General features: G+C 72.4%; 25 protein-coding genes. 13 read left to right on the top strand and 12 right to left on the bottom strand.

The features are described 5' to 3' along the window. Both F2B26_RS06140 and F2B26_RS06145 read right to left on the bottom strand, forming a co-directional pair. The coding region (locus F2B26_RS06140; RefSeq protein WP_159807469.1) for an electron transfer flavoprotein subunit beta/FixA family protein at positions 1–636 on the bottom strand (636 nt) is incomplete at its 3' end. 171 nt (positions 637–807) lie between these two features. After that, the gene (locus tag F2B26_RS06145) at positions 808–2,271 is read right to left on the bottom strand and encodes a leucyl aminopeptidase (protein WP_159807471.1); all 1,464 of its coding nucleotides are present in this window, start codon (positions 2,269–2,271) and stop codon (positions 808–810) included. Between the two features lie 42 nt (positions 2,272–2,313). Here F2B26_RS06145 and F2B26_RS06150 point away from each other — a divergent pair, with 42 nt between their 5' ends. Genes F2B26_RS06150 through F2B26_RS06165 form a run of 4 tightly spaced genes read left to right on the top strand, consistent with a single transcriptional unit; the run spans position 2,314 to position 4,352 of the window. Next, positions 2,314–2,670 (top strand): hypothetical protein, encoded by a 357-nt coding sequence (locus F2B26_RS06150; RefSeq protein ID WP_159807473.1) that lies wholly within the window; start codon positions 2,314–2,316, stop codon positions 2,668–2,670. Next, entirely contained in the window at positions 2,667–3,059 is a 393-nt protein-coding gene (locus F2B26_RS06155; protein WP_159807475.1) for a hypothetical protein, read from the top strand. The genes F2B26_RS06150 and F2B26_RS06155 overlap by 4 nt, the downstream gene beginning before the upstream one ends. A gap of 10 nt (positions 3,060–3,069) precedes the next feature. Continuing rightward, a complete protein-coding gene (locus F2B26_RS06160; RefSeq protein ID WP_159807477.1) occupies positions 3,070–4,143 on the top strand; it encodes a quinone-dependent dihydroorotate dehydrogenase in 1,074 nt (357 codons plus the stop codon). After that, positions 4,140–4,352 carry a hypothetical protein gene (locus F2B26_RS06165; protein ID WP_159807479.1) on the top strand — a complete coding sequence of 71 codons (213 nt, stop codon included), beginning with the start codon at positions 4,140–4,142 and terminating at the stop codon, positions 4,350–4,352. Before F2B26_RS06160 ends, F2B26_RS06165 begins: the two co-directional genes overlap by 4 nt. A gap of 66 nt (positions 4,353–4,418) precedes the next feature. Here the strand turns inward: F2B26_RS06165 and F2B26_RS06170 are convergent, their stop codons facing one another. After that, positions 4,419–5,033 (bottom strand): DUF3043 domain-containing protein, encoded by a 615-nt coding sequence (locus F2B26_RS06170; protein ID WP_159807481.1) that lies wholly within the window; start codon positions 5,031–5,033, stop codon positions 4,419–4,421. 32 nt (positions 5,034–5,065) lie between these two features. Here F2B26_RS06170 and F2B26_RS06175 point away from each other — a divergent pair, with 32 nt between their 5' ends. Further along, complete coding sequence (locus F2B26_RS06175; protein WP_201292629.1) at positions 5,066–6,460, top strand: M20/M25/M40 family metallo-hydrolase; 1,395 nt, start codon at positions 5,066–5,068, stop codon at positions 6,458–6,460. 33 nt (positions 6,461–6,493) lie between these two features. On the opposite strand, the gene F2B26_RS06180 is transcribed toward F2B26_RS06175, so the two are convergent. Further along, positions 6,494–7,033, bottom strand: a complete 540-nt coding sequence (locus F2B26_RS06180) for an acyl-CoA thioesterase (RefSeq protein ID WP_159807483.1) — start codon at positions 7,031–7,033, stop codon at positions 6,494–6,496. A 54-nt stretch (positions 7,034–7,087) separates the two neighbouring features. Next, complete coding sequence (locus F2B26_RS06185; protein ID WP_159807485.1) at positions 7,088–7,687, bottom strand: DJ-1/PfpI family protein; 600 nt, start codon at positions 7,685–7,687, stop codon at positions 7,088–7,090. Between the two features lie 39 nt (positions 7,688–7,726). On the opposite strand from F2B26_RS06185, the gene F2B26_RS06190 reads away from it, so the two are divergent. From F2B26_RS06190 to F2B26_RS06210, 5 genes are all read left to right on the top strand, one after another. Beyond that, positions 7,727–8,812, top strand: a complete 1,086-nt coding sequence (locus F2B26_RS06190; protein WP_159807487.1) for a glycerate kinase — start codon at positions 7,727–7,729, stop codon at positions 8,810–8,812. A gap of 79 nt (positions 8,813–8,891) precedes the next feature. Beyond that, entirely contained in the window at positions 8,892–9,242 is a 351-nt protein-coding gene (erpA, locus tag F2B26_RS06195) for an iron-sulfur cluster insertion protein ErpA (protein ID WP_159807490.1), read from the top strand. A gap of 207 nt (positions 9,243–9,449) precedes the next feature. Next, positions 9,450–10,322, top strand: a complete 873-nt coding sequence (gene ctaC, locus F2B26_RS06200; protein WP_235929532.1) for an aa3-type cytochrome oxidase subunit II — start codon at positions 9,450–9,452, stop codon at positions 10,320–10,322. After that, positions 10,319–11,998, top strand: a complete 1,680-nt coding sequence (gene ctaD, locus F2B26_RS06205) for an aa3-type cytochrome oxidase subunit I (protein WP_159807492.1) — start codon at positions 10,319–10,321, stop codon at positions 11,996–11,998. The genes ctaC and ctaD overlap by 4 nt, the downstream gene beginning before the upstream one ends. After that, complete coding sequence (locus F2B26_RS06210) at positions 11,995–12,393, top strand: cytochrome c oxidase subunit 4 (protein ID WP_159807494.1); 399 nt, start codon at positions 11,995–11,997, stop codon at positions 12,391–12,393. The genes ctaD and F2B26_RS06210 overlap by 4 nt, the downstream gene beginning before the upstream one ends. A 339-nt stretch (positions 12,394–12,732) precedes the next feature. Here the strand turns inward: F2B26_RS06210 and F2B26_RS06215 are convergent, their stop codons facing one another. From F2B26_RS06215 to ctaE, 5 genes are all read right to left on the bottom strand, one after another. Continuing rightward, positions 12,733–13,359, bottom strand: coding sequence for a superoxide dismutase (locus tag F2B26_RS06215; RefSeq protein WP_159807496.1), 627 nt, complete (start codon positions 13,357–13,359; stop codon positions 12,733–12,735). A 75-nt stretch (positions 13,360–13,434) separates the two neighbouring features. Continuing rightward, the gene (gene qcrB, locus F2B26_RS06220) at positions 13,435–15,111 is read right to left on the bottom strand and encodes a cytochrome bc1 complex cytochrome b subunit (protein WP_159807498.1); all 1,677 of its coding nucleotides are present in this window, start codon (positions 15,109–15,111) and stop codon (positions 13,435–13,437) included. Continuing rightward, positions 15,108–16,121, bottom strand: a complete 1,014-nt coding sequence (qcrA, locus tag F2B26_RS06225; RefSeq protein ID WP_159807500.1) for a cytochrome bc1 complex Rieske iron-sulfur subunit — start codon at positions 16,119–16,121, stop codon at positions 15,108–15,110. The genes qcrB and qcrA overlap by 4 nt, the downstream gene beginning before the upstream one ends. After that, positions 16,118–16,900 carry a cytochrome bc1 complex diheme cytochrome c subunit gene (gene qcrC / locus F2B26_RS06230; RefSeq protein WP_159807502.1) on the bottom strand — a complete coding sequence of 261 codons (783 nt, stop codon included), beginning with the start codon at positions 16,898–16,900 and terminating at the stop codon, positions 16,118–16,120. Before qcrC ends, qcrA begins: the two co-directional genes overlap by 4 nt. A gap of 26 nt (positions 16,901–16,926) precedes the next feature. Then, entirely contained in the window at positions 16,927–17,559 is a 633-nt protein-coding gene (gene ctaE / locus F2B26_RS06235) for an aa3-type cytochrome oxidase subunit III (RefSeq protein WP_159807504.1), read from the bottom strand. A gap of 206 nt (positions 17,560–17,765) precedes the next feature. On the opposite strand from ctaE, the gene F2B26_RS06240 reads away from it, so the two are divergent. Both F2B26_RS06240 and trpD read left to right on the top strand, forming a co-directional pair. Continuing rightward, complete coding sequence (locus F2B26_RS06240) at positions 17,766–18,185, top strand: response regulator (RefSeq protein ID WP_159807506.1); 420 nt, start codon at positions 17,766–17,768, stop codon at positions 18,183–18,185. Continuing rightward, positions 18,182–19,252 (top strand): anthranilate phosphoribosyltransferase, encoded by a 1,071-nt coding sequence (trpD, locus tag F2B26_RS06245; RefSeq protein WP_159807508.1) that lies wholly within the window; start codon positions 18,182–18,184, stop codon positions 19,250–19,252. The genes F2B26_RS06240 and trpD overlap by 4 nt, the downstream gene beginning before the upstream one ends. Before the next feature lie 70 nt (positions 19,253–19,322). Here trpD and F2B26_RS06250 read toward each other — a convergent pair whose 3' ends face one another. Both F2B26_RS06250 and F2B26_RS06255 read right to left on the bottom strand, forming a co-directional pair. Then, positions 19,323–19,604 (bottom strand): Lrp/AsnC family transcriptional regulator, encoded by a 282-nt coding sequence (locus tag F2B26_RS06250; RefSeq protein WP_159807510.1) that lies wholly within the window; start codon positions 19,602–19,604, stop codon positions 19,323–19,325. Positions 19,605–19,611: 7 nt separating this feature from the next. Next, entirely contained in the window at positions 19,612–21,423 is a 1,812-nt protein-coding gene (locus F2B26_RS06255; RefSeq protein WP_159807512.1) for a DEDD exonuclease domain-containing protein, read from the bottom strand. Positions 21,424–21,555: 132 nt separating this feature from the next. Here F2B26_RS06255 and F2B26_RS06260 point away from each other — a divergent pair. After that, the coding region (locus tag F2B26_RS06260) for a hypothetical protein (RefSeq protein WP_159807514.1) at positions 21,556–21,749 on the top strand (194 nt) is incomplete at its 3' end.

The following is a 21,749-nucleotide window of genomic DNA, read 5'->3' on the forward strand; positions in this document are numbered from 1 at the left end:
CGGCAGGCCGAGGTCGGCCAGGCTCAGCCGGGCCACGGGCTTGCGCTTGGCGGCCATGATGCCGCGCAGCCCGGCGACCCGTGCCTCGGGCAGCTGCTCGGTCACCGAGACCACGGCAGGCAGCCCGGCGTGCACCTGGGCGGTCCCGGCCGAGGTGGTGCGGGTCCCGGTGACCTGGTCCGCGTGCACCTGCACCGAGTCGAGGCCGGACAGCAGCGGACGGCCCAGGTGCTCGGCGAGCATGGCTGGCAGCACGCCACCGCGCCCGTCCGTCGACTCGTTGCCAGCCAGCACCAGGTCGGGTGCCTCGCGGTGCAGCACTGCCGCGAGCACCCCGGCCGTACGTACGACGTCGGCACCCGCCAGCGCGTCGTCCTGCACGTGCACGGCGCGGTCGGCGCCCATCGCCAGCAGCTTGCGCAGGCTGTCGGCGACGGGGGCCGGGCCCATGGTGACGAGCACGACCTCGGTCCCGGGCGTCGTGTCGCGGCAGGTGAGCGCCACCTCGAGCGCACGCTCGGCGATCTCGTCGACCACCTGCTCGCCGCTCGTGCGGTCGGCCCGTCCGGTCGACGGGTCGAGGTGACGTGGGTCCCAGGTGTCGGGCACCTGCTTGACCAGGACAGCGATCTTCATCGACCCCTCCTCGCCGGGCGGCGGGACACCACCGGCAGGATGTCCCGGCCGGTGGTGGTCGCAACCGTCGCAGGCTCCGACGACCGCCGACGAGCCGAAAGTGTACTCACGAGTAACTTGTCGGCAGAAGGGTTTGGGCGCACGAGTTTGGGACGAAGGTCCCTGCCCTGATCAGGGGCGCGCGGCGTGCTCCTCGACGAGCTCGAGCATGGTCCGCACCCCGGCGCCGGTGCCCCCGGTCGGGGTGTAGCCGTACGCCGGCTGGGCGTTGAACGCCGGGCCGGCCACGTCCAGGTGGGCCCACGGGGTGTCCCCGACGAACTCGGCCAGGAACAGCCCGGCCAGGAGCATCCCGCCCCACCGCTCGCCGACGTTCGCCAGGTCGGCGACCTTCGACTTCAGCCCCGCCTTGAGGTCCTCCGGCAGCGGCATCGGCCAGAACTGCTCGCCGGCGGCCGCGGCGGCCTGCACCACGTGGGCGCGCACGTCGTCGGTGCCCATCACCGCCGACACCCGCCGGCCCAGGGCCACCATCTGCGCCCCCGTGAGGGTCGCGATGTCCAGCACCAGGTCCGGCTTCTCCTCGACGGCGCTCACCAGGCCGTCGGCCAGCACGAGGCGGCCCTCGGCGTCGGTGTTGAGCACCTCGACGGTCTTCCCGCCACGGATGGTGAGCACGTCCGACGGGCGCTGCGCGCTGCCCGACGGCATGTTCTCGGCCAGGCACAGCCAGCCGGTGACGGCGACCTTGAGCCCGAGCCGGGCCGCGGCCACGACCGTCTGCAGCACGGCGGCAGCACCGGCCATGTCGGACTTCATCTCGTCCATGTCCGCCGGCGGCTTGAGCGAGATGCCGCCCGAGTCGAACGTGATGCCCTTGCCCACGAGCGCCACCGAACGCTTGGCGCGCGCGGGGGAGTAGGCCACCTTGACCAGACGCGGCGGGCGGGTCGAGCCCTGGCCCACGCCGACCAGGCCGCCGTAGCCGCCCGCGGCGAGCGCCTTCTCGTCGAGCACCGTGACCTTCACCGCGCGCAGCCCCTTGGTGGCCGCCCTGGCCGCCTCGGCGAAGGCCTCCGGGTACAGGTCGTTCGGCGCGGTGTTCACCAGGTCGCGGGCCGCGTTGACCGCCTGGGCCACCACCTCGGCGCGGCCGAGCGCGTCCTGCGCGGCACCCTTCGACAGGCTCGTGACCAGCTGGATCGCACCCAGCGGGCTGCGCGCGGCGTCGCCGCCGCGGTAGCGACCGAACTCGTAGGCGCCCAGCAGCGCGCCCTCGGCCACCGCACGCAGCGTCGGCAGGTCGTCGGACGGCAGCACGACGGCGGCCGAGCCGAGCCCGGCCAGCTCGCGCGTCGCGGCACCCGTCGCCCGTCGCAGCGCCTCGCCGTCGAGCCGCTCGTGCGCACCGGCGCCGGCCAGCACGAGCACCCGGGCGCCGATCCCGGTCGCCGGCACCTTGCGCACCTCGTCCAGCGCACCGGTGACCCCGAGCGCCGCGGCGTCGGCCAGCACCTGGGTCACGAGAGCCGGGACCGGTCCGAGGGGGACCGCGGTGCCGTCGCGCTGCGCGACGAGCACCACGAGGGCGTCGGTGGACAGGGAGGACGGGTCAGCGGAGGTCAGTGAGATCACGTCACGATCGTAGTTGCGCCCGCTCGCCGCTACGGTGTGCCGGTGATCGGCGCGCTCGTGGCACTCGTCGTCGCCACGAGCCTGGGGCTCGCGGCGTGGGCCGTCGTGTTCGTCGCCCGGGACCGGGCCGTCGTGCTGCGCCAGCTGTGGGCCGCCGCGGTGGTCGAGGCCCTGCTGATCGTCCAGGGCGTCGTGCAGACGGTCGTGCTGGTGCGCACCGGGCACCACGTGAGCGCCCCGCTGTTCTTCGGCTACGTCGTCGCCGGTCTCGTGCTGCTGCCGCTCGCCGCGGCCTGGGCGTTCGCCGAACGCACCCGGTGGAGCTCGGTCGTGCTGGCGTCCGCGGCCGGGGTGGTCGCCTTCCTGCAGCTGCGTCTGGTGCAGGTGTGGGGCGCATGAGGCCGACCTCCGGCGGTTTCGGGCGCCTGCTCGTGCTCGTCTACGGCGTGCTCGCGCTGGCCGCCACGGCACGCGGCCTCTACCAGGTGAGCACCGCCTGGCACGAGGCCCCGCTCGCCTACGCGCTGTCCCTGGCCTCCGGTCTGGTCTACGTCGCGGCGACCTGGGCGCTGGCCACCGACCGGCGTCGGGCGGCCTGGTGGTGCGTGGGCACCGAGATGGTCGGCGTGCTGGTCATCGGGGCGGTGAGCCTGGCGCTGCCGGACGACTTCCCGGACGAGACGGTCTGGTCGGGCTTCGGGTCCGGGTACGGGTACGTCCCGCTGGTGCTGCCGTTCGTGGGGCTCTGGTGGCTGTGGCGGACCGGGCGGGCCGGCGCGGACCACTAGGTTGGGGCCTGTGTACCGGCTGCTCTTCGACCTCGTGTTCCGCCGGATGGACCCCGAACGGGCGCACCACATCGTCTTCGCCCTGATCCGGTCCGTCGCGGCGGTGCCCGGGCTGCGCGACCTCGTCGGTGCCGTGCTCGCTGTGCCCGCCGCGGCGCGGGTCCGGCTCTGGGACCGCACCGTACCCTCGGCGCTCGGTGTGGCCGCCGGGTTCGACAAGGACGCGCGCGGCGTGCTCGGGCTCGTCATGATGGGCTTCGGCTACGTCGAGGTCGGCACGGTGACGGCCAGGCCCCAGCCGGGCAACCCCAAGCCGCGCCTGTGGCGGGTGCTCGACCAGCGGGCGCTGCGCAACCGGATGGGCTTCAACAACGACGGCTCGGCCGCGGTCGCCGCGCGGCTGGCGCGGCTGCGCCGGACCCCTGCCGGGCGTTCGGCGTTCGTCGGCGTCAACATCGGCAAGACCAAGACCACGCCGCTGGAGGCGGCCGCCGCCGACTACGCGACGAGCGCCGGGCGGCTTGCGCCGTACGCCGACTACCTCGTGGTCAACGTGTCCTCGCCCAACACCCCGGGGCTGCGTGACCTGCAGGCCGTCGAGGTGCTGCGGCCGGTGCTGCAGGCCGTGCGCACCGCCGCCGACGAGGCGACCGCGCGAGCAGCCACCCCGCCGGTGCCGCTCCTGGTGAAGATCGCCCCCGACCTGGCCGACGCGCAGATCGACGAGGTCGCCGACCTGGTCTGCGAGCTGGGCCTGGACGGCGTCGTCGCCGTCAACACCACGATCGCGCACGATCTGGGCGAGGGCGGGCTGTCCGGTCCGCCGCTGCTGGCCCGCGGGCTGGACGTCGTCGCCCGGCTGCGGTCCCGGCTCGGCCCGGACCTCGTCATCATCGGGGTCGGCGGCATCACCGTCCCGGCCGACGCCCAGGAGTACCTGGCCGTCGGGGCGACCCTGGTGCAGGGCTACACGGGGCTCATCTACGAGGGGCCGTCCTACGCACGTCGGATCGGTCGGCAGCTGGCCATCGATGCCGACCGGCGTCGGCGCGAGGAGCAGGCCGACGGGCAGGAGGCGGCATGAGCATGCGTCCGCAGTGGCAGTGGGTGCTCCTGGGCCCGGACGGGACGCGGGTCGAGCGGCCCGTCGGCCCCGTGTTCACCAACCGGTTCGACGCCGAGCAGTGGGTCGGGGCGCACTGGCGGACCCTGGCCGCCCAGGGGGTGGCGAGCACCCGGCTGGAGAACGAGGGCCGGCCGGTGGGCGCCGAGCTCGACCTCACCGTCGGCTGACGAAGCGGCCGGTGACGGCCCTCCCCGCGGGCCGGGACGCAGACGCGGACGGGTCGGCGCCCGGGCTCAGACCGGGTACTGCCCGCGGGAGACCCTCGGCTTGGGCATCCGCAGCCGGCGCAGCTGGAACACCCGGGCGGTGAGGTACATGCCCAGGCCACGGGCCTGGGAGGCTTCCGTCCCGAACTTCGCGACGAGCACGCGCTTGAGCCGGCGCCACAGCAGCCAGCCGTCCACGATCGCCGCGAACATGTACAGGTACGCCAGGCCGTAGAACGCGAATGCGACGACCGAGCCGGTCGCGCCGAACCGGGACACCAGCGGCCCGGTGAGGGCCATGCCGACGAGCAGCAGCGCGAACATCACCGGCAGGAAGTAGTCGCCGAGGTTGCGGCGCGCGTCCACGTAGTCGCGGATGAACGTGCGGACCGGGCCGCGGTGCTGCAGCGGCATGTTCTTCACGTCGCCGGCGAGCATCGCCTGGTACTCGCGGTCGCGCTGCACCCGGGCGGCGGCGCGGGCGTCCTTGCCTGCGGCCTTGCGGTCGGTGGGCACGAGGGGGCGCTTGTTCGCCGCCTCGGCCTCCTTGCGCGTCGGGGTGGGGCGCCCCTTGCCGGAGCTCGAGGGCTCGTCCGGCGCGCTGGCGGGGGGCGGCTGCGGGGTCTTCTCACGTCCGAACACCCGCTCAGGGTAGACGAGTAGCGTTGGCCGTCGTGACCTCGCCTCAGCCGCCCCAGCCCGCTGCCCCGATCGACCCCGTGCGCCTGGACGCGCTGCGCGCGAAGGTGGCCGCCCAGTTCGGCACCGTGCGCGCCGACCTGGAGGCCTTGGTCCGCATCCCGAGCGTCTCCAACCAGGAATTCGACCAGACGCAGGTGGACGCGAGCGCCGCAGCGGTGGCAGCGCTGCTCTCCCAGGTCGGCTTCACCGAGGTCGACGTGCTGCACGCCCCGCGTCCGGACGGCACGCCTGGCGCCCCCGCCGTCGTCGGGCACCGCGGCGGGCGCCCCGGTGCGCCGACGGTGCTGCTCTACGCCCACCACGACGTGCAGCCGCCGGGGGAGGGCTGGACCACCGAGCCGTTCGTGCCGACCCAGGTCGGCGACCGGTTGTTCGCACGCGGTGCAGCCGACGACAAGGCCGGTGTGGTGGCGCACATCGGAGCCCTGCGTGCGCTCGGCGACGAGCTCGAGGCGAACGTCACGGTGTTCGTCGAGGGCGAGGAGGAGGTTGGCTCCCCGTCGTTCGTCACCTTCCTGCACACCTACCGCGACCGGCTGGCCGCCGACGTCATCGTCGTGGCCGACTCGTCGAACTGGCAGGTGGGCGTGCCCGGGCTGACGACCTCGCTGCGCGGTCTGGTCGACCTCACCGTCGAGGTGGCCGCGCTCGACCACGCGGTGCACTCGGGCATGTTCGGCGGCCCGCTGCTGGACGCTCCGACGTTGCTCGCCCGGCTGCTCGCGACGCTGCACGACGACGCCGGTGACGTCGCGGTGGCCGGTCTGGTGCGGGCGGCCGACCCGACGGTCGACTACGACGAGGCGCAGCTGCGTGCCGATGCCGGTGTGCTCGAGGGGGTGCGGCTGGCCGGGACCGGACCGCTCACCGCGCGGCTGTGGACCCGGCCGGCGATCTCGGTGATCGGCCTGGACGCCCCGCGGGTCGCGACCTCGTCGAACACCCTGACCCCGGCGGCGAGCGCCAAGCTCTCGCTGCGCGTCGCCCCTGGGCAGGACCCTGCCGCGGCCCGTGACGCCCTCGTCGCGCACCTGCACGCGCACGCCCCGTTCGGTGCCCGGGTGACGGTGCGTGACGGTGAGCTCGGCAAGCCGTTCGCCGCGCCGGTCGACTCGGCCGCGATGCGCACCGCGCGGGCCGCGTTCGCCGCGGCGTGGGGGACGGACCCGGTGGACATCGGCATCGGTGGCTCCATCCCGTTCATCGCGGACCTGCTCGACGTGTTCCCGCAGGCCGCGATCCTCGTGACGGGGGTCGAGGACCCTGACAGCCGGGCGCACGGGGCGAACGAGTCGGTGCACCTCGTCGAGCTCGAGCGCGTGGTGCTCGCCGAGGCCCTCCTGCTGGACGCGATCGCCCGCGGCTGAGCGCCTGGGGCATCGACCGCGGCCGGCGGGGTCTCAGACCTCGCCGGCGCGGTGCAGCACGTCCAGCGCGCGGGCCCAGGCCACGACGTCCTCGGGCAGCGCCGGCGAGGCGACCGGTCCGCCGGCCAGCAGCTCGGCGACGTCCGGCGCGGTCGGGCGGGGCCCCGAGCGGGCGAGGAACCGACCTGCGACGACGCCCCGCGCGACGTGCTCGTCGCTGCGGGTGAACACCTGCTCGAGGAACACGACGCGGGTGTCCCACCCCAGGACGCGGGTGTCGACGGTGAACCGCTGGCCCAGCAGCAGCGAACGCCGGTAGGTCATCGTCGAGGCCACCACCACGGGGTACCAGCTCCGCGAGGCCAGCAGCCGCAGACCGCCCATGTCGGCGAGCAGGCGGGTGCGCGCGATGTCCATGTACTGCAGGTAGACACCGTTGTTCACGTGCCGGTACAGGTCGAGGTCGCCCGGGTGCACCCGGAACGTGGACCTGGACACGTCGAGCAGGCCGCGGCCGGGCACCGGGCGGTGCGGTCGCAGCGCGGTCCAGGTCAGGTGCAGCTGGCGGGTCACCGTCCGGGATGCTACTCGCCGGTAGCGTCCCGTGACGGCCCCGACGTGCCGGTCTCAGACCGGTGGCGCGGGGTCGTACTGGATCTCGCGTCGCACGGCGCGGGCGGTCGCGACGTCCTCGAGCCGGGCCACGAGGTGCAGCGCCATGTCGATGCCGGCCGACACCCCGGCGCTCGTGATGACGTCGCCGTCGTCCACGTACCTGGCCTCCCGGTCGGCCAGCACGCTGCCGTCGAGCGCGGCGAGCTCGTCGAACGCCGCCCAGTGGGTGGTCGCCGGGCGCCCCGCGAGCAGACCGGCCGCGGCCAGGACGAGTGCCCCGGTGCACACCGAGGCGATCACCGGGGTGGTCACCCGCTGCGCGCGCAGCCACGCGAGGTGCTCGTGGTCGATGCACAGGGGGCGGGTGCCGGCCCCGCCCGGGTAGACGAGCACGTGCAGTGAGCCGATCTGCTCGGCGGAGGTGTCGGGGAGCAGCCGCAGACCCTTCGCGCAGCGCACGGGTGCGCCGTCGGCCGAGAAAGTGAGCACCTGGGGTCGCAGCGGGGAGACCGCCGCCCATGCCGTGAGCACCTCCCACGGCCCGACGAGGTCCAGCTCCTCGGTGCCGTCGAAGCAGAAGAGCCCGACGCGCAGCGGTCGTGTCGTGGTCATCGCACCAGTATCGGTGCGGCGCCCGGGGCGGTCGAGGGCGTGCGACGATACGGCCTCGTGCGCGTCGTGGTGACCTCGGACCGTTTCGACCGGCTGGACCCCGCCGCGGCGACCAGCGAGGTCGCTGCCGGCTGGCGCTCGGCCGCGCCGCACGACGAGGTGGTCGCCACACCGGGTTCTGACGGTGGGCCGGGCCTGCTCGCCGCCGTGCGCGCCGGGTTGGGCGGCGACGAGCTGGCGGGGGCAGGTGCCGCGGCCGTGGTGACCGGTCCCTCCGGTTCGAGGACCGTCTGGCTGCAGGCCGGCACCTGTCCGGGCTCCTCGAGCGTGGGGCTCGGGCGTGCGCTGCGGGTCGCCGTGTCGTCGGGGGCCACCCGGGTGGTCATCGGGCTGGGCGGCACGCAGCGGCCCGACGGTGGCCTCGGGCTGCTCGCGGGTCTGGGTCTGGATCTGCGGGTGGGCACCGACCTGGCAGCTGCCGTCGACCTCGTCCCGCACGACCTGGACGCGCTCGCCGCGCTGCGCGGCTCGCTGGCCGGGGTCGACCTGGTCGCGGCCTACGACGACGACCGGCCGCTGCTCGGCATGGCCGGTGTCGGTGAGCTCGTCGCGCGGTCCGACCCCGACGGACGCGCCCAGGCGCAGGTCGTCGAGCGGGGGCTGGCCGCGCTGGCCGGAGCGACGAGCGCCGTGCTGGGTGGGTCGGCGCGTCCCGACCTGCTCGCCGGAGGTGACCGGACGCGGCCCACCTCGGTGCCGGGGTCCGGTGCCGGTGGCGGTCTGGGCTTCATGCTGGCGGCGCTGGGCGCGCGTCTGGCGCCGGGCCCCGCCGTGCTCGCCAGTGCGCTGGACCTGGACGCCCGGCTGGTGTCGGCCGACCTGGCTGTGGTCGCGGTCCCGCATCTCGACTGGGGCACGGCGGCCACCGGGGTGATCGCCCATGTGAGCGAACGCGCCGGTGCGGTCGGTGTCCCGGTCGTCGCCCTCGCCGGGACGAGCCTGCTGGGCCGCAAGGACCTGGCCGGCGCCGGTCTGGTCGGCGCGTACGTGGTCGAGGGTGCGGAGCCTGACCGCCTGGCCGCGCTCGCGGCGCGGGTCGCGCGCACGTGGTCCCCGGTGGTCTGAGCGGACGACGTAGGCTGGGAACACGGCGGCAGCATCCGCTGTTGCACCGGTGGCACGCCGCACCGACGAGGGAGAGCCCATGACCGAGACCACCCAGACCGCCACTCACGGCGTGCTGCTCACCGATGTCGCCGCGGCCAAGGTCCGCAGCCTGCTGGAGCAGGAGGGCCGCGACGACCTGCGGCTGCGCGTGGCGGTCCAGCCCGGCGGATGCTCGGGCCTGATCTACCAGCTGTACTTCGACGAGCGGGTGCTCGACGGTGACGCGCTGCGCGACTACGACGGTGTCGAGGTCGTCGTGGACAAGATGTCGGTGCCGTACCTCGAGGGCGCGACGATCGACTTCGCGGACACCATCGAGAAGCAGGGCTTCACGATCGACAACCCGAACGCGGGCAGCTCGTGCGCCTGTGGCGGTTCGTTCAGCTGAGCCACGCACGACCAGGACGAGGGGCGGGCACCGACGACGGTGCCCGCCCCTCGTGCGTTCCCCGCAGATCTTCTGGCAGACACGTCCTGCCCACCACCTGGACGTGGGCCGGGGTGCCGCTACGCTTCACCTGTCAGGACCAAGGTCCTGGGTGAGGACGCCGACGGATCGCGCTGAGCCACCCGGGGCCCGAACGGAGGGTTGCCCGTGCGCCGCCAGACCACCCGCCAGCGGGTAGCCGTCGCCAGTGTGCTCGCCGTCGGCGCGAGCCTCGCGCTGAGCGGCTGCTCCGACACGTTGTGGCGGGGCTTCCTCCCCGGCTACTCCGGCGACGAGGTGACCAACCACACCGGGCAGATCACGTCCCTGTGGCGGGGCTCCTGGATCGCCGCGCTCGCCGTGGGCCTGCTCACGTGGGGCCTGATCCTGTGGTGCATCGCGGTGTACCGCAAGCGTCGTGACGACAACACGCTGCCCGTCCAGCTCCGGTACCACGTGCCGCTGGAGATCATGTACGTGATCCTGCCGATCCTCATGGTCGGCGTCCTCTACTACTACACGAACCGCTCGATGACCGACATCACGACGGTGAGCGGCGACGCCGACGTCAATGTCCAGGTGATCGGCAAGCAGTGGAGCTGGGACGTCAACTACACCGACGCCGACGTGCACGACTCGGGGGTGCAGGCGCAGGACCTCGGGACCTCGGTGACCGCCGTCGCGGACCAGGTGACCATCTGGCTGCCGGTGGACAAGAAGGTCCGCTTCACGGTCGACTCGCGCGACGTCATCCACTCGTTCTGGGTGCCGGCGTTCCTGTTCAAGATGGACGCCATCCCCGGGCGCACCAACACGTTCGACGTCACGCCGACCCGTGAGGGCACCTACGAGGGCAAGTGCGCCGAGCTGTGCGGGGAGTACCACGCGGCGATGCTGTTCAACGTCAAGGTGGTGAGCGAGGCGCAGTACGAGCAGCACCTGGCCGATCTGCGGGCGCAGGGCAAGACAGGGATCCTGGGGCTGGAGTACTCCCGCCTGCAGGACGTCAACGGCGTGACCACGAACGGGGACCAGGGATGACCGCCCACGTCGAGCTGATCCCGGGGCTGAGCCCGGATCACCAGCGGTTCGGATCGAAGGTGGTCGGCTGGCTCACCAGCACCGACCACAAGACGATCGGCAACCTCTACCTGGTGACCTCGTTCGCGTGGTTCATGGTGGGTGGCCTCATCGCGCTGTTCATCCGCAGCGAGCTCTTCGAGCCCGGACTGCAGGTGTTCGGCACCGGTGAGCAGTACAACCAGGCGTTCACGATGCACGGCACGATCATGCTGCTCATGTTCGCGACCCCGTTGTTCTCGGGGTTCGCGAACGCGATCATGCCGCTGCAGATCGGTGCCCCCGACGTGGCGTTCCCGCGGCTGAACGCGCTGTCGTACTGGCTGTACCTGTTCGGCGGCCTCATCGCCGCCGCCGGCTACCTCACCCCGCAGGGTGCGGCCTCGTTCGGCTGGTTCGCCTACGCGCCGCTGTCGAACTCGGTGTACTCGCCCGGTGCGGGCGGTGACCTGTGGGTGTTCGGGCTCATCCTCACCGGGTTCGCCACGATCTTCGGCGCCGTCAACTTCATCACGACGATCCTGACGATGCGCGCCCCCGGGATGACGATGTTCCGGATGCCGATCTTCACCTGGAACACGCTCATCACGTCGATCCTGGTGATCATGGCGTTCCCGCCGCTGGCGGCCGCGCTGTTCGCGCTCGGGGCCGACCGGCGGCTCGGCGCCCAGATCTTCAACCCGGACAACGGCGGTGCCATCCTGTGGCAGCACCTGTTCTGGTTCTTCGGGCACCCGGAGGTCTACATCATCGCGCTGCCCTTCTTCGGCATCGTGAGTGAGATCCTGCCGGTGTTCAGCCGCAAGCCGATCTTCGGCTACAAGGGGCTGGTGTACGCCACCATCTCGATCGCGGCGCTCTCGGTGACCGTGTGGGCGCACCACATGTACGTCACGGGCGCGGTGCTGCTGCCGTTCTTCGCGTTCATGACGATGCTCATCGCGGTGCCGACGGGTGTGAAGTTCTTCAACTGGATCGGCACGATGTGGCGCGGCAAGCTCACGTTCGAGACACCGATGCTGTGGACCATCGGGTTCCTCGTGACGTTCCTGTTCGGGGGGCTCACCGGGGTCGTGCTGTCCAGCCCCACGCTGGACTTCCAGCTCTCGGACACGTACTTCGTCGTCGCCCACTTCCACTACGTGATCTTCGGCACCGTGGTGTTCGCGATGTTCGCCGGCTTCTTCTTCTGGTGGCCCAAGTTCACCGGGCGGATGCTCGACGAGCGGCTGGGCAAGATCCAGTTCTGGCTCACCTTCATCGGCTTCCACACGACCTTCCTCGTGCAGCACGTGCTGGGCGTGGAGGGCATGCAGCGCCGGATCGTCGACTACTCGCCCGTCGACGGGTTCACCACCCTCAACCAGATCTCGACGATCGGCGCGATGATCCTGGCGAGCTCGACGCTGCCGTTCCTCTACAACGTGTACAAGACGGCGCGCGGACCGCGCACGGTCACCGTCGACGACCCGTGGGGCTTCGGGGGGTCGCTCGAGTGGGCGACCAGCTGCCCGCCGCCGCGGCACAACTTCACCTCGTTGCCGCGCATCAGGTCCGAGCGGCCGGCCTTCGACCTGCACCACCCCGAGGTCGCGGCCTTGGACCACGTGGAGCCCTATGAGGAGGTGCGGCCGTGAAGTTCGAGGCGAAGCTGTTCCTGTACGGCGTGCTGTTCTTCGTCCCTGTGGGGCTCATCTACGGCGTCTGGAGCCACGGCGAGCCGGTCGGCACCGCGGCGATCCCGATGGTCGGCGGTCTGGTGCTCATGGTCGGCGGCTACCTCATGATGGTGTCGCGCCGCATCGACGCCCGGCCGGAGGACGACCCGCACGGGGAGATCGCGGACGGGTCCGGCGACCAGGGCGTGTTCAGCCCCGCGAGCTGGTGGCCGATCGTCTGCGCGGCCGGCGCCTCGATCGCGTTCCTCGCCCTGGCCATCGGGTGGTGGATCCTCGTGATCGCGGTCCCCGTTGCGTTGATCGGCATGGTCGGCTGGGTCTTCGAGTTCTCCCGCGGGCAGCACGCCCACTAGCGCCGGGGGTCGGGCGGCTGTCCTGGCCTCGAGCGTGTCCCGGGGATGGTTCCGGGCGCGCTCGATGAGGTCGCGCGCGGCGTGAGAGGGGCCCTGGCTCGCCCGTGAGGTCGGGTGGCCTGTGGACCGCGGCAGAGCGGCCCACGGCGAGTCAGCCGGCGCCCCGGCCATCCGGGCGGGCTCGACCGGGCGTGCGCAGGGGCCAGGGGAGCCGGCGCGCATGGGCATCACCTCTCGGTGCTCACCAGGTGAGCGCGTGCTGGGGCGTGCCCGACGGACGAGCGCAGAGACGACGATGGGGGCGCGACCAGTCGGTCGCGCCCCCATCGTCGTGCGAGATCAGGCCGGGACGATGAGCCCCGCGGTCTGGGTGCGGGCCCGGGTGAAACGGGCGGCCGCGTCGGACCAGCTCACGATGTTCCACCACGCCTTGACGTAGTCGGCCTTCACGTTGACGTAGTCGAGGTAGAAGGCGTGCTCCCACATGTCGAGCACCACGATCGGCACGACGCCGAGCGGGAAGTTGCTCTGCTGGTCGTACAGCTGGAACACGACGAGCTTGGCACCGATCGAGTCCCAGGCGAGGATCGACCAGCCCGACCCCTGGATGCCCAGGGCGTTGGCGGCGAAGTGCGCCTGGAACTTCTCGAACGAGCCGAAGAACTCGTCGATCGCGGCGGCGAGCTCACCGGTCGGCCGGTCGCCGCCCTCGGGGGACAGGTTCTGCCAGAACACCGAGTGGTTCACGTGCCCGCCCAGGTTGAAGGCGAGGTTCTTCTCCTGCAGGTTCACCGCGGCGAAGTCACCGGACTCGCGTGCGGCCGCCAGCTTCTCCAGCGCGGTGTTGGCACCGGCCACGTAGGCGGCGTGGTGCTTGTCATGGTGCAGCTCCATGATCCGGCCCGAGATGTGCGGTTCGAGCGCCGCGTAGTCGTAGGGGAGGTCGGGGAGCGTGTAGTCAGCCATCAGTCACCTTTCGGCTCTTCGTTGCGTGGGGTCGCATGCCGCGTCCCCACCGTCCACTCTGTCGCAGGTGGGCGCTCAGTGCCCGTCCTCGTCGGCGACGAGCGCGCCGTGACCGCCCGGCACGAGCTCGTGCTGCGCGGTCGCACCGGGCAGCGCGTCGTGCTCGCCGTGCGAGTGCGCGGCGGCAAGCTCGGCCGGCGTGACGGGCTCGACCCGGTCGGCGTAGAACAGGCGGGAGAGCTTGGCGCGGCGGACGTCCGCGGCGTACCCCTTGCGACGTACTCCGCGGGAGTCCTGAGCCGGTGCCACCTGCAGAGGTCGGATCGGGTCGTGCTGCACCCGGATCCAACGCTCATGCTCGTTCAACGGCTGATGCACCTCGATGTACTCCCCGGACTGCGTCCGCAGGATCGTGGCGTGCTCGTGGCCGTGCAGCACGAGCTCACGGTCGCGCCGCTGCAGCGCCAGGCACATGCGCTTGGTGACCACGAACGCGGCCGCCGGTGCGAGGAACAGCGCGAATCGCAGCACCCACGTGATGTCGTTGATCGACAGGTGGAAGTGCGTGGCGATGAGGTCGTTGGACCCGGCGAGCACCAGCACGAAGAAGGCGACCAGCAGCGAGACGCCCAGGGCTGTGCGGAACGGACGGTTGCGCGGGCGGTCCAGCACGTGGTGCTCGCGGCGGTCGCCGGTGGCGTACGCCTCGATGAACGGGTAGGTGGCCAGCACCCCGAACAGGACGCCGGGGACCACCATGGCCGGGATGAGGATGTTGAGCGGCACCGTGAACCCGCCCACCACGAACTCGGCCCCACCCGGCATGAGCCGCAGCGCACCGTCGAGGAAGAGCATGTACCAGTCCGGCTGGGAGCCCGCGGACACCGGGGAGGGGTCGTACGGGCCGTAGTTCCACACCGGGTTGATCTGCATGGTCGCCGCCATGAGCGCGATCACGCCGAACACCATGAAGAAGAACCCACCGGCCTTGGCCACGTAGACCGGGAACAGCGGGAACCCGACGACGTTGCGGTCGCTGCGTCCCGACCCCGGGTACTGGGTGTGCTTGGCGAGCACCACCATGAACAGGTGCAGCCCGACGAGCGCGAGGATGAGACCTGGCACCAGCAGGATGTGCACGGTGAACAGCCGGGGGATGAGCGCCTCGCCCGGGAACTCCCCGCCGAACAGGAAGTACGAGCCGTAGGTGCCGATGATCGGCACCGCCCGCAGCACGCCGTCGGAGATCCGCAGACCGTTGCCGGACAGGACGTCGTCGGGCAGCGAGTAGCCGGAGAAGCCGGCGGCCAGGCCCAGCAGCAGCAGCGTGAAACCGACCACCCAGTTGAGCTCACGCGGCTTGCGGAACGCGCCGGTGAAGAACACCCGCATCATGTGCGTGACGATCGACGCCATGAAGATGAGCGCGGCCCAGTGGTGCACCTGCCGCATGAGCAGGCCGCCGCGCACCTCGAACGACAGGCGCAGGGTCGAGGCGAACGCCTCGGACATCCGGGTGCCCTGCAGGCTCGCCCACGGCCCGTGGTAGGTCACCTCGGTCATCGAGGGCACGAAGAACATCGTGAGGAACGTGCCGGAGATGAGCAGCGTCACGAAGCTGTAGAGCGCGATCTCCCCGAGCAGGAAGGACCAGTGGTCGGGGAAGACCTTGCGGGCGAACTCCTTGACCGCGCCACCGATGCCGGTGCGCTGGTCGAGGTAGTCCGCGGTGGCTGCGGCGGGCGAGGTCATCGCAGTCGCTCCCAGAAGCTCGGCCCGACGGGTTCGGTGAAGTCGCTGCTGGCCACGAGGTAGCCGTCGGAGTCGACCGTGATCGGCAGCTGCGGCAGGGCCCGCTTGGCCGGGCCGAACACCACCTTGGCGCCGTCGGCGACGTCGAAGGTGGACTGGTGGCACGGGCACAGCAGGTGGTGCGTCTGCTGCTCGTAGAGGGCCACGGGGCAGCCCACGTGGGTGCAGATCTTGGAGTAGGCGACGATCCCGTCGTACTGCCAGTCCTCGCGGCCCGGCTGGATCTTCAGGTCGCGCGGGTCCAGGCGCAGCAGCACGACGACGGCCTTGGCCTTCTCGTCCAGCGGGTGCGCGGTCTGCTCGATCCCCTCGGGCATGACCGACGTGATCGAGCCGATCGTCACGTCGGCGGCCTTGATCGGCCGGCCGAGCGGGTCGGTCGTCAGGCGGGTGCCCTTCTTCCACATCGTGTGCTTGAACTTGGCCACGTCCCAGTCGCCGCCGACGTTGCCGATGAGCGGCACGGCGATGGTGAGCGGGAACAGCGCGAGCGATGTGGCGACCGCGCCCTTGAGGACCGTGCGCCGGCCGATCGCCGAGTCCTCGGCGCCTTCCTTGAGCGCGGCGACCGCCTCGGCGCGGACCTCGTCGGAGGACCGCAGCTCGTGCCGCTGCTCGGACACCTCGTGGTCGCTCATGAGCGACTTGGCCCAGTGCACCGCACCGGTGCCGATGCCGAGCAGGGCGAACGCGAGCCCCAGCCCCATCGCGAGGTTCGAGCGCTGCATCGTGGCGGCGGTCTGGCCGGGCGGCAGGGCGAAGTAGGCCGCGATCATCGCGATGGTGCCCAGGATCGAGATCGTGAACAGGGCGACCACGATGCGCTCGGAGACCTTGTTCGCCTTCGGGTCCAGGTCGCCGCGCCGCGGGGTGTGCGGTGGCAGGCCCGGGTCCTCGAACCGGTCCGGCTGCGCCTGGCTCGTCGAGGCCAGCTCCAGGTCGTCGCTCATGAGGACTTCGCTCCGATCCAGACTGCGGCCCCCAGCAGCGCGCCGAGGCCGATCACCCAGGCCCACAGGCCCTCGCTCACCGGGCCGAGGCTGCCCAGCGAGAGACCGCCGGGCTGCTCGCCGCCCTGCTTCGTGACGAAGGCGATGATGTCGCGCTTCTCCTCCGAGGTGAGGGTCGCCTGGTTGAACACCGGCATCGACTGCGGGCCGGTGAGCATGGCCTCGTACAGGTGGGTGGGTGTGGTCTGCCACAGGTTCGGGGCGAACTTGCCCTGCGAGAGCGAGCCGCCGGCGCCGACCGCGTTGTGGCACTGCGCGCAGTTCGTGCGGAACAGCGCCATCCCGGTGGCCGGGTCACCCTTGGCAGGGTCGACCTGCTCGGCCGTCGGGATCGACGGGCCGGGGCCGAGGGACGCGACATAGGCCGCGAGCTGGGCGATCTGATCCGCGTCGAACTGCACGGGCTTGACCTGCACCTGCGGTCCGGACATCTGCGCCGGCATCCGTCCGGTGCCGACCTGGAAGTCCACCGCGGCAGCGCCCACCCCGACGAGCGAAGGGGCGGCGGCCGTCCCGGTGGCACCCGGTCCGTGGCAGGTCGCGCAGTTGGCGGTGAACAGCTTCTGCCCGGCGCTGATCTCGTCGGTGCTCGTCGTGCTGGCGGCGCTGGCCGTCGGGGGGACCAGCAGCGCGTACACGCCACCGGTCGTCAGCAGCGCCAGCAGCAGCAGGAACAACGGCGCGCGACGGTCGTGGCGATGTGCGGCAAACCAGCTCACGGCGAGTCCTCCTCGTCTCGTCGGGGTCACTTGACCAGGTAGATCGTGGTGAACAGGGCGACCCAGACCACGTCGACGAAGTGCCAGTAGTACGACACCACGATGGCGCTGGTGGCCTCGTGGTGGCCGAACCGCTTCGCCGAGAAGGACCTGCCCAGCAGGAACAGGAAGGCGATGAGCCCGCCGACCACGTGCAGGCCGTGGAAGCCGGTGGTGATGTAGAAGACCGAGCCGTAGGGGGAGGACGAGATCGTCAGCCCCTCGGAGATCAGACCGGCGTACTCGAAGATCTGGCCGCCGATGAAGAAGGCGCCCATGAGGTAGGTGAGCGTCATCCACTCGTTGAGGCCCCAGCGGTTGATCTGCAGCAGGCTGCCGCTGCGCACCGGCTGGAACCGCTCGGCGGCCCAGACGCCCATCTGGCAGGTGAACGAGGACCCCACGAGCACGAGCGTGTTGATCGTGGCGAACGTCACGTTGAGCTTCGGCGTCTGCGCGGCCCACTCGGCCGGGACCGCGGCCCTGGTCGAGAAGTACATCGCGAACAGTCCGGCGAAGAACATCAGCTCGCTGGACAGCCAGACGATGGTGCCGACGGACACCGGGTTCGGCCGGTTGACCGTGACGTGCGGGGCGGGCGCAGCCGTTGCGGAGCTCACGGCGTCAGTATGGCCGAAGACCGGCCGATCTGGGACCTTCGGCCCAGAAATGTCGGTGATCGGCGTGGCGCGCTGCTTCGGGACCGGTCCCGCCGGAGGCCGCGCGGGGCCTGCGCCGGCCCATCCGGACCCCGGCAGTGGCACGCGGCCCCGGCCGCGCGTGCCAAGATGCGGTGCGAAGCAGTCGTGCGAGCCGAGGGACACCCATGAGCAGCAGCACCCCGATCGCGGGCTCCGGTCCGCGGATCCTGGTCTACTCCGACGACGTCGACGTGCGGGCCGAGGTCCGGCTCGCCGTTGGGCCGCGGATCGGCGCAGGTGAGCCGGCGATCGAGTGGATCGAGGCCGCCACCGCCGACGCTGTGCTGGCCGTCGCGCAGGCCGACGGGGCCGACGTCCTCGTGCTCGACGCCGAGGCGGACAAGGTCGGCGGTCTGGGCCTGGCTCGTCAGCTCAAGGACGAGGTCTTCGAGTGCCCGCCGGTGCTCGTGCTCATCGCCCGTCAGGCCGACGCCTGGCTCGCCTCGTGGTCCACCGCCGAGGAGGTCGTCAGCCGGCCGCTCGACCCGATGGTCCTGCACGACGCGGTCGCACGCCTGCTGGACGACCCGGCCGTCGCCCGATGAGCGCGGGGCCGGGCGCAGCGGCTGAGCTGACCTGGCCCGACCTGTTCGCGGCCCTGGTCGCCAGGCGAGACCTGGCAGCCGCCGAGACCGCGTGGGCGATGGACCAGATCATGAGCGGCGAGGTGTCGACCGCGCGGATCGCCGCGTTCCTCATCGCGCTGCGAGCCAAGGGCGAGACGGTGGCGGAGCTCACCGGGCTGGCCGACCAGATGCTCGCCCACTCCCGCCGGTTCACCGTGCCGGGGCGCACGATCGACATCGTGGGCACCGGCGGCGACCGGGCGCACACGGTGAACGTGTCGACGATGGCCTCGCTCGTGATCGCCGGGGCGGGGCTCACCGTCGTCAAGCACGGCAACCGCGCGGCCTCGTCGTCCTCCGGCTCGGCCGATGTCCTCGAGGAGCTGGGCATCTCGCTCACCCAGCCGCCCGAGCGGGTCGCCGAGCTCGCCGAGCAGGTCGGCATCACCTTCTGCTTCGCCCAGGTGTTCCACCCCTCGATGCGCTACGCCGGCGCCGCCCGCGGTGAGCTGGGGATCGGCACGACGTTCAACTTCCTCGGGCCGCTCACGAACCCGGCGCAGCCGCAGGCCGCGGCCATCGGGGTGGCGGACGCCCGGATGGCACCCCTGGTCGCCGGCGTGCTCGCCGGTCGGGGCATCGACGCGCTCGTGTTCCGCGGCGAGGCCGACGGGCTCGACGAGCTGGCCGCGACCGGTCCGTCGCGTGTGTGGGAGGTGCGGGGCGGCTCGGTGGGCGACCAGGTGGTCGACTGGTCGGACGCGCTCGGCCTGCCTCCGGTCACGGTCGCCCAGCTGCGCGGCGGCGACGCTGCTGCCAATGCCCAGGTGGCCCGTGACCTGCTCGCCGGGCAGGACGGTCCGGTCCGCCAGACGGTGCTGCTCAACGCGGCCGCCGGTCTGGTGGCCGACGGCACGCTCCCGGGCACGGGGTCGGGCACCCTCGTCGAACGGATGGTGGCGGGCCTGGAGCTGGCCGCCTCGGCCATCGACTCGGGTGCCGCGGCAGACGTGCTCGAACGGTGGCGGGTCGCCTCAGCCGGCTGACGCTCCACCGTCCGCGCGCGGGTCGGTCCTCTCGCGTACGCGCGGGGCAGTCTGCCGGGCCGAGCGCCGGTCAGTCCTCCAGGCCGAGCGCGAAGGCGTGCTCCAGGTCATGCCGGGAGTAGGTGCGGAAGGCGATGTAGGTCTGCGTGCGCAGCACCCCGTCCACCTTGCTGATCGCATCGGCGATGACGTCGGCCAGACCTTCGTGCTCACGGACGCGGACCACGGCGATGAGGTCCACCTCGCCGGTGACCGAGTAGACCTCGCTCACGCCGTGGATCTCGGCGATCTGGGCGGCGACCTCGGGGATCTTCGCGGCGTCGGTGTCGATGTGCACGATGGCGGTGATCATGACCTCATCATGCCGTGGCGGGCGCCACCGCGGGTGAGGGCGCGGTGGCCGGGTCGGCGGCCGACGGCACGCGGGCGGCGAGCACGGCGAGCGGGTCGCCGCTGCCCGCGGCCGACCTCACCGGCCAGGCGAAGGTGCCGGCGACCGCGACGAGGCGGACCCCGGGGCGGGCCAGCCACTGCAGCACCAGGTCGGTCTCCTCCGGGTGGGCCGCGGTGGCCGGGGGCACGGGCGCCGGCACGTGCTCGGCGGTGCTCCGCAAGGAGGCCACCACCGGCATCGGGTCCTGCTGGCGCGTGGTGCGCGCGGTGCCGGCCAGCCGGCCGTAGCGCACGAGCACGAGCTCCCAGCCGCCGTCCGGCTCGCGGTGCGCGGCGACCAGCTCGGGCAGCCGGGCCATCGGGTCGAACCTCTGGGCCCGGCCGGCGGCCCGCAGGAAGGCCGCGAGGCGGTCGCGGACCACGGTGGCCTCCTCGAACCTCTCCTGCGCCGTGAGCAGCGCGAGCCGCTCGGCGTGCACCTGCACGACGCGGTCGGGGTCGCCGCGCATCGACTCGCGCACCCGGTCGACCACCTCGCCGTAGCTGCCGTCGGGGTCGCCGTGCAGGCACGGCGCGCCACAGCGACCCAGCTCGGCGAGCACGCAGGCCTGCGCACCGGGGGCCGGCACCTGCGGCAGCCGCCGCGTGCAGCGTCGGATCGCGAACGTCTCGTGCAGCGCCTCGGTGGCCAGACGCGCCGCACCCGCACCGCTCATCGGGCCGATGAGGGTCGCCCCTGGTGCTACCTGGCGGACGACGGACAGCCGCGGGTAGGGCTCGTCGGTGAGTCGCACCCAGGGCATCGACTCCGGTGCGCGGCTGCGGCGGTTGTAGCGGGGGGCGTGCTCAGCGATGAGCCGCAGCTCGCGCACCCGCGCTTCCAGGGCGGTCGCGCACACCACCGGGTCCACCCTCGTGGCGAGCCGGACCATCTCGACCATCCGGCTGCGCTTCTCCGCGGCGGTGAAGTAGCTGCGGACGCGCGAGCGCACCGATGTGGTCGAGGTCCCCACGTAGAGCACCTCGTCCTTCGGCCCGCGGAACAGGTAGACGCCCGGTGCGTCCGGCAGGGCGTCGGCGAGGTGACGACGGCGGCGGACATCGGCCGGCACCGGGTCGGCCGCGGACGCGAGGTCCTCCAGGTGGGTGACCCCGAGCGGTGCCAGCCGGCCGAGCAGCGCGTGCAGCACGTCGACCGTGGCCCGGGCGTCGTCGAGCGCGCGGTGGCTGGGGGTGACGGTCGCGTGGAACAAGCCGGCGAGGGTGGACAGCTTGTGGTTCGGTGCCTCGTCGCGCAGCACGACGCGACGGGCCAGGCGCACCGTGTCCACCACCGGGTTGCCCGGCCACGGGTGCCCCGTGCGCGCACAGGCCGCCTTGAGGAAGCCGATGTCGAACGGGGCGTTGTGAGCGACCAGCACGGCACCCTGGGCGAACTCGAGGAAGCTCGGCAGCACCTCCTCGATCCGCGGTGCGCCGACGAGCATCGCGGTGGTGATCCCGGTGAGCACCGTGATGGCTGGTGGCACGGGGGTCCCGGGGTCCACGAGCGTGCCGAGCTCGCCGAGCACCTGCCCGCCACGCACCTTGACTGCGCCGATCTCGGTGATCTCGCAGTCCGCGGCCCGGCCCCCGGTGGTCTCGAGGTCCACCACGACGAAGGTCACGTCGTGCAGCGGGGTGCCCAGCTCGTCGAGGGCCGGCTGCAGCGCGCGCGCACCCGCCGGCGGGGCCGGTTCCCCGGCCCAGACCGGTCGCAGGGGCTGGGTGTGGCGCATGGCGGCGAGGCTAGCGACGCCCGCCGACACGACGGCCGCCGTGGCCACCGCCGCAGGGCCTTGAGCCGGACGGCACCGGGCCGCGACCCCGTGCCGGGCGCACGTGTGGGTGGGCCGCCCTACGGTCGCGCCATGATGATCGACTGCGACACCTGCACCGCGCGGGGGCCGGCGTGCGCCGACTGCGTGGTCACCTTCCTCACGTCGCCGCAGCGCCGGACCGCCCAGGCGGACGCCTCCGTGCTGCTCGACCTGGTCCCGGACGAGGAGCGCGCGCTCGACGTGCTCGCCGCGGCCGGGATGGTCCCGCCGCTGCGGCACCCGCG

Source organism: Cellulomonas citrea (assembly GCF_009829685.1).
Lineage (GTDB): Bacteria > Actinomycetota > Actinomycetes > Actinomycetales > Cellulomonadaceae > Cellulomonas > Cellulomonas citrea.

Coding starts and splice junctions, on each gene's coding strand:
- F2B26_RS06240 (WP_159807506.1), top strand. CDS start 17,766: ATGAGCAGCAGCACCCCGATCGCGGGCTCCGGTCCGCGGATCCTGGTC.
- F2B26_RS06215 (WP_159807496.1), bottom strand. CDS start 13,359: ATGGCTGACTACACGCTCCCCGACCTCCCCTACGACTACGCGGCGCTC.
- qcrA (WP_159807500.1), bottom strand. CDS start 16,121: ATGAGCGACGACCTGGAGCTGGCCTCGACGAGCCAGGCGCAGCCGGAC.
- ctaD (WP_159807492.1), top strand. CDS start 10,319: ATGACCGCCCACGTCGAGCTGATCCCGGGGCTGAGCCCGGATCACCAG.
- F2B26_RS06165 (WP_159807479.1), top strand. CDS start 4,140: ATGAGCATGCGTCCGCAGTGGCAGTGGGTGCTCCTGGGCCCGGACGGG.
- F2B26_RS06185 (WP_159807485.1), bottom strand. CDS start 7,687: ATGACCACGACACGACCGCTGCGCGTCGGGCTCTTCTGCTTCGACGGC.
- F2B26_RS06255 (WP_159807512.1), bottom strand. CDS start 21,423: ATGCGCCACACCCAGCCCCTGCGACCGGTCTGGGCCGGGGAACCGGCC.
- qcrB (WP_159807498.1), bottom strand. CDS start 15,111: ATGACCTCGCCCGCCGCAGCCACCGCGGACTACCTCGACCAGCGCACC.
- trpD (WP_159807508.1), top strand. CDS start 18,182: ATGAGCGCGGGGCCGGGCGCAGCGGCTGAGCTGACCTGGCCCGACCTG.
- F2B26_RS06250 (WP_159807510.1), bottom strand. CDS start 19,604: ATGATCACCGCCATCGTGCACATCGACACCGACGCCGCGAAGATCCCC.
- F2B26_RS06155 (WP_159807475.1), top strand. CDS start 2,667: ATGAGGCCGACCTCCGGCGGTTTCGGGCGCCTGCTCGTGCTCGTCTAC.
- erpA (WP_159807490.1), top strand. CDS start 8,892: ATGACCGAGACCACCCAGACCGCCACTCACGGCGTGCTGCTCACCGAT.